12 protein-coding genes are annotated in these 11,801 nt (G+C 72.1%); 7 read left to right on the plus strand and 5 right to left on the minus strand.

Features of this window, described 5'->3' with window-relative positions:
- Positions 1-129: 129 nt before the first annotated feature.
- Positions 130-1,278 carry a citrate synthase 2 gene (locus ACFVYA_RS20010; protein ID WP_285986702.1) on the plus strand — a complete coding sequence of 383 codons (1,149 nt, stop codon included), beginning with the start codon at positions 130-132 and terminating at the stop codon, positions 1,276-1,278.
- A 7-nt stretch (positions 1,279-1,285) separates the two neighbouring features.
- On the opposite strand, the gene ACFVYA_RS20015 is transcribed toward ACFVYA_RS20010, so the two are convergent.
- Complete coding sequence (locus ACFVYA_RS20015; RefSeq protein ID WP_387046857.1) at positions 1,286-1,888, minus strand: TetR/AcrR family transcriptional regulator; 603 nt, start codon at positions 1,886-1,888, stop codon at positions 1,286-1,288.
- 20 nt (positions 1,889-1,908) lie between these two features.
- Complete coding sequence (locus tag ACFVYA_RS20020; RefSeq protein WP_387046860.1) at positions 1,909-3,405, minus strand: SDR family oxidoreductase; 1,497 nt, start codon at positions 3,403-3,405, stop codon at positions 1,909-1,911.
- 215 nt (positions 3,406-3,620) lie between these two features.
- Here ACFVYA_RS20020 and ACFVYA_RS20025 point away from each other — a divergent pair, with 215 nt between their 5' ends.
- From ACFVYA_RS20025 to ACFVYA_RS20045, 5 genes are all read left to right on the plus strand, one after another.
- A complete protein-coding gene (locus ACFVYA_RS20025) occupies positions 3,621-4,460 on the plus strand; it encodes an ABC transporter ATP-binding protein (RefSeq protein WP_387046817.1) in 840 nt (279 codons plus the stop codon).
- A 68-nt stretch (positions 4,461-4,528) separates the two neighbouring features.
- On the plus strand, positions 4,529-5,329 hold the full coding sequence (locus tag ACFVYA_RS20030; protein WP_387046862.1) for an ABC transporter permease: 801 nt from the start codon (positions 4,529-4,531) through the stop codon (positions 5,327-5,329).
- Positions 5,326-6,483, plus strand: a complete 1,158-nt coding sequence (locus ACFVYA_RS20035) for a sensor histidine kinase (protein ID WP_387046819.1) — start codon at positions 5,326-5,328, stop codon at positions 6,481-6,483. Before ACFVYA_RS20030 ends, ACFVYA_RS20035 begins: the two co-directional genes overlap by 4 nt.
- Positions 6,480-7,100, plus strand: a complete 621-nt coding sequence (locus tag ACFVYA_RS20040; protein ID WP_387046821.1) for a response regulator — start codon at positions 6,480-6,482, stop codon at positions 7,098-7,100. Before ACFVYA_RS20035 ends, ACFVYA_RS20040 begins: the two co-directional genes overlap by 4 nt.
- Before the next feature lie 65 nt (positions 7,101-7,165).
- Positions 7,166-8,506, plus strand: coding sequence for a serine hydrolase domain-containing protein (locus ACFVYA_RS20045; protein ID WP_387046822.1), 1,341 nt, complete (start codon positions 7,166-7,168; stop codon positions 8,504-8,506).
- Positions 8,507-8,554: 48 nt separating this feature from the next.
- Here the strand turns inward: ACFVYA_RS20045 and ACFVYA_RS20050 are convergent, their stop codons facing one another.
- Positions 8,555-8,872: a hypothetical protein gene (locus ACFVYA_RS20050; RefSeq protein WP_285986707.1), complete on the minus strand. Its 318-nt coding sequence runs from the start codon at positions 8,870-8,872 to the stop codon at positions 8,555-8,557.
- A 226-nt stretch (positions 8,873-9,098) separates the two neighbouring features.
- Between ACFVYA_RS20050 and serC the strand changes: the two genes are divergently transcribed.
- Positions 9,099-10,223, plus strand: a complete 1,125-nt coding sequence (gene serC / locus ACFVYA_RS20055; protein ID WP_285986708.1) for a phosphoserine transaminase — start codon at positions 9,099-9,101, stop codon at positions 10,221-10,223.
- On the opposite strand, the gene ACFVYA_RS20060 is transcribed toward serC, so the two are convergent.
- On the minus strand, positions 10,216-11,442 hold the full coding sequence (locus ACFVYA_RS20060) for a glycosyltransferase 87 family protein (RefSeq protein WP_387046825.1): 1,227 nt from the start codon (positions 11,440-11,442) through the stop codon (positions 10,216-10,218). The two genes, serC and ACFVYA_RS20060, sit on opposite strands and share 8 nt — an antisense overlap.
- 36 nt (positions 11,443-11,478) lie before the next feature.
- Positions 11,479-11,799, minus strand: coding sequence for a hypothetical protein (locus ACFVYA_RS20065; RefSeq protein WP_387046827.1), 321 nt, complete (start codon positions 11,797-11,799; stop codon positions 11,479-11,481).
- Positions 11,800-11,801: the final 2 nt, after the last annotated feature.

An 11,801-nucleotide genomic window follows, 5' to 3' on the forward strand; every position in this document is an offset into this window, starting at 1 on the left:
AGTGGCCGGTCAAGAGAGCAAGGTCTATCCATCCGTGCGATGTGGCGCGCGTTCAGTGCGCTCAATCCCAACCGCGCGACCAGCACCAACCAGCCGGGGAAAAAGCGCACCGAAAGGTCCCGCGAAACAGTGACTACCTCCACGATCAGCAAGCCACAGCCGTCCGGCCAACCCGACGACGGCTTCCGACCGGGCCTGGAGGGCGTCGTCGCCTTCCACACCGAAATCGCCGAACCCGACCGGGACGGCGGTGCCCTGCGCTACCGCGGCGTCGACATCGAGGACCTTGCCGGCAAGGTGACCTTCGGCGACGTCTGGGGCCTCCTCGTGGACGGCCGGTTCGGTCACGGCCTCCCGCCCGCCGAACCCTTCCCGCTGCCGGTGCACACCGGTGACGTCCGGGTGGACGTCCAGGCCGCGCTGGCCATGCTCGCCCCGATCTGGGGCTACCGCCCGCTGCTGGACATCACCGACGAAGAGGCCCGCGAGCAGCTGGCCCGCGCCTCGGTGATGGCGCTGTCCTACGTCGCCCAGTCGGCGCGCGGCATCGGCCAGCCCGCGGTGCCGCAGACACGCGTCGACGAGGCCCACTCGATCACCGAGCGGTTCCTCATCCGCTGGCGCGGCGAGCCGGACCCCGCGCACGTCAAGGCCCTGGACGCCTACTGGGTGTCGGCCGCCGAGCACGGCCTCAACGCCTCGACCTTCACCGCCCGCGTCATCGCGTCCACCGGCGCGGACGTGGCGGCGGCGATGTCCGGCGCCATCGGCGCGATGTCGGGCCCGCTGCACGGCGGTGCCCCGGCGCGCGTGCTGCCGATGATCGAAGAGGTCGAGCGCACCGGCGACCCCGAAGGCCTGGTCAAGGGCATCCTCGACCGCAAGGAACGCCTGATGGGCTTCGGCCACCGCGTCTACCGCGCCGAAGACCCGCGGGCGCGCGTGCTGCGCCGGACGTGCCGGGAGCTGGGCGCCACCCGCTACGAGGCGGCCGCCGCGCTGGAGCAGGCGGCGCTGAAGGAGCTGCGCGAGCGGCGTCCGGATCACCCGATCGAGACCAACGTCGAGTTCTGGGCCGCGGTCATCCTGGACTTCGCGCAGGTCCCGCCGCACATGATGCCCGCGATGTTCAGCTCGGCCCGCACCGCCGGCTGGGCCGCGCACATCCTGGAGCAGAAGCGGACCGGGCGACTGGTGCGGCCGTCGGCCAAGTACGTCGGCCCGGCGCCGCGCAGCCCCGAGGACGTCGAGGGCTGGGAGCTCGTTACCAAGCACTGACGCTCGCTCACGAACCGGCCGGTGCCTCCGCGGCGCCGGCCGGTTCGTGTCCGGCGGTGGCGGCGAGCATGGCCGTCAGCTGGTCGACCAGCCAGGTGTCGAGGTTTTCGCGCGTGACGCTGCGCTCCTGCAGCCAGCTCAGCAGGGCGCCCTCGACGACGGCCGTCCAGCAGCGCAGGGTCAGCGAAAGCAGTGGCGAAGGATCCTCGACGCCGAGGGCGCCCAGGATCAGGGCCACCGCACGGTTGCGGACCTCGTCGATCGCCGCGTCCGTGTCGGACGTCGCGATCACCGAACCGCTGCGCAGCAGGGCGATGTACCCCGCGCGGTAGTGGTCGGCGACGTCGATCAGGCCGCGGACGGCCGCGCGCAACCGCGCCTCCGGCGGGCCTTCCTCGAGCCCGGCCAAGCCGTCGATCAGCCCGTCGGTGACCGTGCGCAGGGCTTCGACCTGCAGGTCGCGCAGGCTCGAAAAATACCGGTAGAACAACGGCCGCGACACCTCGGCGCGCGCGACGATGTCGTCCACGGTGACCAGTTCCGGCGCTCGCGAGCCGAACAGGTCGAGCGCGGCGCGGATCAGGTCGTCGCGGCGCGCCTGCGGCGACATCCGCCGCGGTCGGCGGTCGGTCACGGCGCCGGGACGGTCGCGATGGGCTTTTCCGCGGCACGCACGACATCCCGCGCGACGCGCTCGGGCAGCCCGCCGAGCGGGCACACCGCCGTGACGCCGATGTGGTCCGCCGCCAGCTCGTCCTGGAGGTAGCCGCTCAGCGTCCGCACGGCCGCCTTCGTCGTGGCGTAGGCGGCGAGGAGGTCCGAGGGCAAGGTGGCAGCCGCGAAGGCGAGGTTGACGATCTGACCGCCTTCGGCGCGCTTGGCCAGCATCGGCGCGAAGGCGCGGCAGCCGTGGATCACACTCCAGAGGTCGGCGTAACGTTCGCGGTCCCCGAGCGGGGTGCCGGGGACCGGCTCGATGCCCGCGTTGTTCACCACGATGTCCGGGACGCCGTACTCGGCGCGGACCCGCTCGGCGAAGCGGTGCACGGCCTCGCCGTCCGAGGAGTCCACTGCGTACTCGGCGATACCGTGCTCGCCCAGCAGCTTCCGGGTTTCCGCGGCACTGGATGCGTCGATGTCCGTGATGACCACGTCGGCGCCCCGCTCGGCGAAGGCCAGCGCGGTGGCGCGGCCGATCCCGCTGCCCGCCCCGGTGACGACGACGAGCTTGTGCGCGAACGGCCCGGCGTCGACGCGGGCCCGGCGCAGCCCCCGGCTTTCGGTGCCGGTTTCGGCGTAGTCGATCAGCTCGGCGGCCGCCGCGGCCACGACGTCCGGCCGCGCCCTGGTCACCCAGTGCGTCCCGACGATCCGGCGGATCCGCAGGTCGGGCACCCAGCGGGAGACCTCGGTCTGCAGCGGCGTCGTGACGTAGGCGTCACCGGTCGGTGCCAGCACCTGAACCGGGATGTCAGCGGGGCGGGGCGCGGGGCGCGAAAGCCGGGTGAACATGTTGGCGCGGTAGAGCTGGAGACCGTGCAGGCCGTCGGACTTCTCCGGGGGCGCCGCGTCCGGTTCCATCCGCTGGATCTGCTTGCCCAGCAAGCCGGTGCGCCACAGCAGATCCGGGATGAACGGCACCTGGAACGCCAGGATGTACCACGAGTGCAGGAACTGGCTCAGCGCGTTCTTGAGCCGTTTCGGCGTCGGGCGGCGCAGCTGGGCGCGGAACCACGCGCCGGCGTGGTCGAGGCTCGGGCCGGAAAGGGACGTGTAGGAGGCGATCCGCCCGCGCAGACCTTCGCCGGTGATGGCGTGCCAGGCCTGGATCGAGCCCCAGTCGTGGGCGACCAGGTGCACCTTGCCGGTGGGCTGCACCGCGTCGACGACCGCACGCAGGTCGTCGGCCAGCTGGCCCAGCCGGTAGGACGCGCGTCCCGATGGCTTGTCCGACTGTCCGGCCCCGCGGACGTCGTAGGTGACGACGCGGTGCTTCGCCGTCAGCTCGGCCGCCACTCCGCTCCACATCGAGCTGTTGTCCGGGTAGCCGTGCACGAGCACGACCGTGGGCCCGGCACTCCGGCCGCCGACGGTCACGGAGAGGCGGACACCGTCGCTGGCGGTCACCCACTTGTGAGACATTCTGTCATGTTAGACAACTTGTCAACAGTGCGTTCACCCGCGCGGCGGTTCCGCAGGCCGGGATGTTCGGATTTTTGCTTGTATGACAGCGTTTTCGTGGTTCCACGGGAAACCAAGCCCGCGTGTCCACCGATCGGTGGACAGCCGGATTCAGTCGGCTGTTGGTGGGCTGTGGCGGCCCGAGCGACCAGGCTTCGAGCATGACCACAGCAGTCAGCGTGCGCGGCCTGCGCAAGCAGTACCCGGGTCACCTCGCGGTGGCCGGGCTCGATCTGGAGATCGCCCAGGGCGAGGTGTTCTCCCTGCTCGGCCCGAATGGCGCCGGGAAGACCACGACCGTCGAGATCCTCGAAGGGCACCGGCGGCGGACGGCCGGCGAGGTCACCGTGCTCGGCGAGGATCCCGGCAAGGCCGGCCGCGCGTGGCGGGCCCGGCTGGGGATCGTCCTGCAGACGGCGACCGACGCCGCCGAGCTGAGCGTCGCCGAGACCGTCCGGCACTTCGCGAAGTACTACCCCGACCCGCGCGACCCCGACGAAGTGATCGAAAAGGTCGGGCTCACCGAGAAGGCCGGGACGCGGATCAAGGCGCTGTCCGGTGGACAGCGCCGCCGCGTCGACGTCGCGCTCGGCATCATCGGGCGGCCCGAGCTGCTCTTCCTCGACGAGCCGACCACCGGCTTCGACCCGGAGGCGCGGCGGCAGTTCTGGGCGCTGATCAGCGACCTCGCCGCCGAGGGCACCACCATCCTGCTCACCACGCACTACCTGGACGAGGCCGAAGCGCTCGCCGACCGCGTCGCGGTCATCGCGCGCGGCGAGATCGTCGCCCAGGACACGCCGCAGAACCTGGGCGGCCGGGCGGCCGCCGAGGCCACCGTGCGCTGGATCGACGAACGCGGTGAGCACGTCGAGCGCACCGCGTACCCGACCAAGCTCGTCACCGAGCTCTCTGCTGGGGGTGGAGAGCTCGCCGGGCTGACCGTGACCAGGCCGAGCCTGGAGGACATCTACCTCGACCTGATCGGAGACAAAGCGTGACTACTGCCGCATCCGGGGCTTCGCCCCAGGCCGGGGGCTCCGCCACCCGGAACCCCCGGAAAGCACCTCTGACACTTCCCGGCCCGCTCTTCCTCGGGCTCGCCCGCGGCGGCTCCGAGCTGCGGCAGTTCTTCCGGAACAAGGAACAGGTGGTCTTCACCTTCTCGCTGCCCGCGGTGCTGATGGTCCTGCTCGGGTCCATCCTGGACGGTCCGACGGCGCTCGACGGCGTCACGTCCGGCCAGGTGCTGGCCGCCGGGATGATCGGCTCCGGCATCGTGTCGACGTCGTTCAACAGCATCGCGACCGGCGTCACGGCCGACCGGGAAACCGGGGCCCTCAAGCGCCTGCGCGGCACGCCGATGCCGGCGGCGTCGTACTTCATCGGCAAGATGGCGCTGGTCGCGGTGTCCAGCCTGGCCCAGACGGTGCTGATGGCCGGGGTCGCCGTCCTGCTGTTCGGGCTGAAGCTGCCGTCCGATCCGGCGAAGTGGCTGACGCTGCTGTGGGTCTTCGCGCTCGGCATCGTTTCGTGCACCCTGCTCGGGATCGCGATCAGCTCGCTCGCGAAGTCCACCAACGGTGCGGTCGCCATCGTGCAGATGCTGTACCTGGTGCTGCAGTTCATCTCCGGTGTGTTCGTCTCGCCGATCACGCACCTGCCGAAAGTTATGGTGGACATCGCGTCGTTCTTCCCGCTGAAGTGGATCTGCCAGGGTTTCCGGTCGGTCTTCCTGCCGGACGGCGCCGTGAGGATGGAGATGGCCGGGACATGGGAACTGCCGCGGGTGGCGCTGGTACTGGCGATCTGGTGCGTGGCGGGAGCGGTGCTGGCGCGGCTGACCTTCCGGTGGACCGACGGGAGGTGAGGGACGCCTGGGACCGGTTCAACTGGCTCTGGGAGATCCTCTTCGCGGTGGCTTACCTGGCCACGACCGTGCTGGTGATCCTCGACGAGGGCGACCCGGTGCGCACGGCGGTCGCGGTCGGGGCGCTGACCGCACTGGCGCTGACCTACCTGCTGTGGGGCCGCCGGGTCGTGCGCGACGACGGGCACCTGCGGCAACGCTGGGCCCTGGCGCTCGTGGTCGTGGCGCTGGTCGCGGTCGCGATGCTCGCCAACACGACGACCAGCTTCATCCTGTTCATGGTCTGCCCGCTGTTGTTCTCGACCCTCGAATTCCGCCCGGCCGCGGTGCTCACCACGGCGGTGATCCTGATGAGCCCGGCGTCGTCGATCGTGAACAACGGCCTGCGCGGCCCGACGCTGCACATCCTGCTGCCGATGACCGCGATCCTCGTCGTCTTCGGCGTGCTGTCGGGCAAGTTCATCCTGCACGTCGTCGAGGAGAGCCGGGGGCGGGCGGACCTGATCACGCGGCTCGAGGAGAGCCAGGCCGAGGTCGCCCGGCTCTCCCGGGAGGCGGGCACCGCGGCCGAGCGCGAACGGCTCGCCCAGGAGATCCACGACACCCTCGCGCAGGGGTTCACCAGCATCGTCACCCTCGCCCAGGCCATCGAGTCCGAATTGGACACCGATCCCGCGGCGGCGCGGCGGCACGCGGAGCTGGCCGCGCGCACCGCGCGGGACAACCTGGCGGAGGCACGCGCGATGGTCGCCGCGCTGGCCCCGGCGGACCTCGCGGCCGGTTCGCTGGTCGACGCCCTCCGGCGGCAGGCCGACCGGCTCGCCGACGAGACCGGCGTGCCGGTCGAGTACGAAGTGGACGATGCGCTGCCGGCGATCGGCATGGCGGGCGAAGTGGTCCTGCTGCGGGGCGCGCAGGAAGCGCTGAACAACGTGCGCCGGCACGCGGCCGCGTCGGCGGTGTCAGTGCGCCTGTCCGTTGTGGACGGTTCGGTGCGGCTGTCGGTGCGCGACGACGGCGCCGGCTTCGACCCGGACCACGCCACGGGTTTCGGGTTGCGCGGGATGCGGTCCCGGGCCGAGCAGGTCGGTGGCAGACTGAGCGTCCGGAGTGGCCCCCGCGGCACCGAACTCACCCTGGAGGTGCCGGCTTGATCCGCGTCATGCTCGTCGACGACCACCCCGTCGTCCGCGAAGGCCTCCGCGGCATGCTCGAAGCGGAACCGGACCTCACGGTCGTCGGCGAAGCGGGTTCGGGCGACGAAGCCGTCGCGCTCGACCGGGTCGCCGGCCCCGACGTCGTGCTGATGGACCTGCGGATGCCCGGCCTCGACGGCGTCGGCGCCACCAAGCGGATCCTGCGCGAGCAGCCCGGGCGCCGGATCGTCGTGCTCACGACGTACGAAACGGACGCCGACATCCTGCGCGCGGTGGAGGCCGGCGCGTCGGGCTACCTGCTGAAGGACGCCTCCCGCGCGGAGCTGGCGAACGCGATCCGCGCGGCGGCGCGCGGCGAGACGGTGCTGGCGCCGTCGGTGGCGGGGAAGCTGGTCAACCGCGTCCGCAACCCGGAGCCGCAGCCGTTGTCGGCCCGCGAGGTGGAGGTCCTCCGGCTGGTCGCGAAGGGCGGCACGAACGCCGACATCGGCCGCGCCCTGCACATCAGCGAGGCCACGGTGAAGACCCACCTGCTGCGGGTGTTCGGCAAGCTCGGCGTCTCGGACCGCACCGCCGCGGTGACCACGGCGATGTCCAGAAACCTCCTCGGCTGACCCCGGCGCCGGCCGAGCCCGGCCCAGGACCTGCTTCGCCCGCCGTCGCGCGGCAGAATGCCTCCATGCTTGCCTCGACCGAATTCGCCCTGCTCCGCCGGATCGCCCACGAGCAGGCCACCTGCCGGGCTCCGTCGCTGGTCGCCGCCGTCGTGCGGGACGGGGAGATCGTCTGGTCCGGTGGCCGGGGGCGCGTCGGCGGCGAAACACCCGGTACCGACACCCAGTACCGGCTGGGCTCGATCACGAAGACCCTCGTCGCCACCGCCGTCATGCGGCTGCGCGACGAAGGCCTCCTCGACCTCAACGACCCGCTCGAAAAGCACGTCCCGGGCACGCCCTTCGGTGCCGCCACCGTCGCCCAGCTGCTGTCGCACACCTCCGGCCTGACGTCCGAATCCCCCGGCCTCTGGTGGGAGCGGACCCCGGGCGCGGACTGGGACGCGCTGGTCGGCAGCCTCGCCGAGGGCGCGACCAAGCACCGGCCGGGCGCGCGCTTCCACTACTCGAACGTCGGCTACGGCGTCCTCGGCGAGCTCCTCTCCCGCCACCGCGGCAAGGGCTGGCTCTCCGTGCTCGACGAAGAGGTCCTCGGCCCGCTCGGGATGACCCGCACCACCCCGCACCCGGTCGGCGCGCACGCCGAGGGCTTCGCCGTGCACCCCTTCGCCGACGTCCTGCTGCCGGAGCCGAGCCCGGACGCCGGCGCGATGGCCCCCGCCGGGCAGCTGTGGTCGACGGCGCGGGACCTCGGCCGCTGGACGGCGTTCCTCGGCGGCGAAACCGGCGGTGTGCTCGCGCCGGAAACGGTCGCCGAGATGCAGACCATGATCACCGTCGACGACACCGACGTCTGGACGATCGGGTTCGGGCTCGGCCTGATGCTCGTGCGCTACCAGGGCCGCCGGTTCGCCGGCCACACCGGCTCGATGCCCGGGTTCCTGGCCGTGACGCTGGTCGACCCGGCCGCGCGGACCGGCGCGCTCGTGCTCACCAACTCGACGTCCGGCGTCGGCATCACCCAGCTCTGCCTGGACCTCATCACGATGACCGACGAGCTGGAGCCGCGGCTGCCCGCCGAGTGGCTGCCGTCGCCCGCCGACCCCGAGCTGCTCGCGCTGACCGGGCTCTGGCACTGGGGGCCGACGCCGTACCACCTGCGCGTCCAGGCCGACGGGCTGCTGCTGCTCGCGCCGGTCGAAGGCGCCGGGCGCAGCTCGCGCTTCCGCGCCACCGGCAAGGACACCTACGTCGGCCTCGACGGCTACTACGCCGGCGAGACGCTCGAGGTGGGCCGGGACGCCGGCGGCGTCGCCACCCACCTCGACCTGGCGACGTTCGTCTTCACCCGCACGCCGTACGACCCGGCCGCGCCGGTGCCCGGCGGCGTCGAAGACTGGCGCTGACGCCGAGGACGGGCCCCGCTCGCACCCCCAGGGTGGCGAGCGGGACCCTCAGCTCAGGGCGGCGGTGCCCGCCGAATACGCGACCGCGGCGGCGAACCGGTTGGCGATGCGCTTGCCCTCGCCCCAGTCCCAGACGCCGAGCTTGAGCACGGTCATGATCGTGAGCGTCGAGCCGCCGCCGGAGGGCGACACCGTCACGTTGACGTGCTGGCCCCAGCTCAGGATCGACATCCCGGTGCGGCAGGTGGCGAAGCCGCGCGGCCCGTCGTAGACCGGCTGCCGCCCGCCGATCGCCGCCACGCCGGCCGGAAGCGCGTTCCACAGCACTTCGGGCGGCACCGGGAAGCTCTGCTGCACAGTCGTCACGGCCGACGACGCTACCGGCGGACCGATGCGGCGGTAACCGTGTTTTTACCCCCACCGCGGTGTTGCCGATGAGCGCCGGCGAGCTCGGCGACATGAGGGTCGTCGTCGTGGTCCGGCCGCCGCTCGCGACCAGGGGCACCAGGACGGCGCCGCCCCGGCCGTCCCACTGCCCGGAACGGCGAATCCCACCTTCACCAGCCGCGTCCCGACCTGAGAGACTGGCCGCATGACCGACGCTGAGTTGACCATCCCCGCCGACCTCAAGCCGGCCGACGGCCGCTTCGGCTGCGGCCCGTCGAAGGTCCGCGCCGAGCAGCTGAGTGCGCTGGCGGAGTCCGGCTCCACCTACCTCGGCACGTCGCACCGGCAGAAGCCGGTCAAGTCCCTCGTCGGGCGCGTGCGGGCGGGCCTGTCCGAGCTGTTCTCCCTGCCCGAGGGCTACGAGGTGATCCTCGGCAACGGCGGCACCACGGCGTTCTGGGACGCGGCCGCCTTCGGCCTGGTCCGCGAGCGCGCGCAGCACTTCACCTACGGCGAGTTCTCCTCGAAGTTCGCCACCGTGACCAAGGGCGCGCCGTTCCTGGCCGACCCGATCGTGGTCAAGGCCGAGCCCGGCAGCGCGCCGGACATCGCCTACGAAGCCGGCGCCGACCTGGTCGGCTGGGCGCACAACGAGACGTCCACCGGCGTGGCCGTGCCGGTCCGCCGCCCCGAAGGCTCCGGTGACGCGCTCGTCGCGATCGACGCCACCTCTGGCGCCGGCGGCCTCCCGGTCAAGGCCGAGGACTTCGACGTCTACTACTTCGCGCCGCAGAAGTCGTTCGCCGCGGACGGCGGGCTCTGGATCGCGCTGGCCTCCCCGGCCGCGGTCGAGCGGATCGGCGAGATCGGCGGCGGCGATCGCTGGATCCCCGAGTTCCTGTCGCTGACCACCGCGCTGGACAACTCCCGCAAGGACCAGACGTACAACACCCCGGCCGTGGCCACGCTGTTCCTGCTCGCCGAGCAGATCGAGTGGATGAACGGCCAGGGCGGCCTCGCCTGGACGACTTCGCGCACGAAGGACTCCTCCTCGCGGCTCTACGAGTGGGCCGAGAAGACGAGCTACACGACGCCGTTCGTGAAGGACCCGGACCTGCGCTCGCAGGTCGTCGGCACGGTCGACTTCAGCGACGACGTCGACGCCGCCGCGGTCGCGAAGGTGCTGCGCGCCAACGGGATCGTCGACACCGAGCCGTACCGCAAGCTGGGCCGCAACCAGCTGCGCGTCGGCCTGTTCCCGGCCATCGACCCGGACGACGTCACCAAGCTGACGCAGGCCGTCGAGTACGTGGTCGAGCGGCTCAGCTGACCTGAGGCTCCGCGGAGGGGACCTTCGCCGTTTCGACGGCGGGGGTCCCCTTCTTCGCGGTCAGGCGGCGGGCGCCGAACGCGGCGAGGAGCAGCAGAGCGACGCCGAACAGCTCGTAGGACTCCGTCGCCAGCCACCAGCCGGGCGACGGCGCCGGGCGCGGGGCGAACCACATCGGCCCGACGATGAACAGCGTCAGGCCCGCGACGACGACCGCGGCCGCCACCCACCGGACCACCCGGTCGAAGCGCCACGCGTACCACCCGGCGAGGACGAGGATCGGCACGCACCACGTCCAGTGGTGAGTCCACGAGATCGGCGAAACCAGCAGCCCGCCGAGCGCACAGGCGGTGAGCCCGAGCACCGGCTCGGCGGCGCGCACGATGATCACAGCGACCAGGGCCATCACGGCCAGTGCGCCCAGCACCCACCCGAGCTCCGGCAGGCCGGCGCGCACGGTGAGGCCGTGCAGGGACTGGTTGCCGACGTAGTCGACACCGCCGATGCGGCCCGCGTCGAAGACGAGCTTCGTCCAGTAGGTGAAGGACGCCGACGGCCGGATCAGCCACAGCAGCGCCCCGGCCACCACGAACCCGCCGGCCACCCGCGCGGCCGAGCGGAAGTCGCGGCGGAACAGGAAGTACACGACGAAGACGGCCGGCGTCAGCTTGATCGCCGCGGCCACGCCGATCAGCAGGCCCTTCGTCCGCTTGCGCTCACCCGGCAGCAGCACGTCCAGCACCACCAGCACCATGAGCAGCGCGTTGATCTGCCCGAAGCCCAGCGTCGAGCGCACCGGCTCGAGCAAGGCGCCCGCGAGCTGCGCGCCGATGGCGACCAGCGCGGCCACCGCCCGGCCGCGGACCTGCGAAGCGTCGGTCAGCGAGCCGTTGAGCGTCGCGACGTAGAGGTACGCGACCACGCCGGTCGCGACGATCGACGCGATGCTGACCAGCTTCATCGTCACCGCGAACGGCAGCAGCGTGCCGGGCAGGAACACCGCCGCGGCGAACGGCGTGTACGTGAAGGGAAGCAGGATCTGGTGCGTGGTCGGCACCCATGCGTCGTACGGCGAGCCCTGCTCGGCCAGCGCCTTCGCACCGCCCAGGTAGACCTCGAGGTCGAGGCCGTCGAACCGCTTCAGCAGCAGGACCAGGACGACGGCGGCGACCTCGAGCACCGCGAGCGACCACGCCAGCTTCCGCCCTGTGAGCGCCACACGTCCCCCTCGAGCCAAGTCCCAGACCGGCCGAGATTACCGGGCGTTCAGCAGCAGCCGTGCACCGGCAACCGCACTGACCTGGCGTTCGCCGCGTCGACCTGCCGGGGGGTGATCGTCCCGGCGGTGTCCGCCCGGCCGAGGAACACGGCCGCGTCGCGGGTCACCGACTGCAGCGCCCGCCGCGGCCGGGTCGTAGGCCTGCGCGGCCTGCCGGTCGCGTTCGCGGGCCAGGTTGAAGAAGTCTCGCGGGGCCGCCGGGTCGAACGGCGTCGCGTCGAGGCGGGCGAGGAATACCCCACCGATCGGGTGGAGATCTTCCAGATGCCGAATACCGGGTGGCGGGTAATCCGCCACCC

Source organism: Amycolatopsis sp. NPDC058278 (assembly GCF_042881395.1).
Lineage (GTDB): Bacteria > Actinomycetota > Actinomycetes > Mycobacteriales > Pseudonocardiaceae > Amycolatopsis.

Excerpts from the sequence above, each read along its gene's own strand:
- ACFVYA_RS20045 (WP_387046822.1), top strand. The coding sequence starts at position 7,166 with ATGCTTGCCTCGACCGAATTCGCCCTGCTCCGCCGGATCGCCCACGAG.
- serC (WP_285986708.1), top strand. The coding sequence starts at position 9,099 with ATGACCGACGCTGAGTTGACCATCCCCGCCGACCTCAAGCCGGCCGAC.
- ACFVYA_RS20025 (WP_387046817.1), top strand. The coding sequence starts at position 3,621 with ATGACCACAGCAGTCAGCGTGCGCGGCCTGCGCAAGCAGTACCCGGGT.
- ACFVYA_RS20015 (WP_387046857.1), bottom strand. The coding sequence starts at position 1,888 with ATGTCGCCGCAGGCGCGCCGCGACGACCTGATCCGCGCCGCGCTCGAC.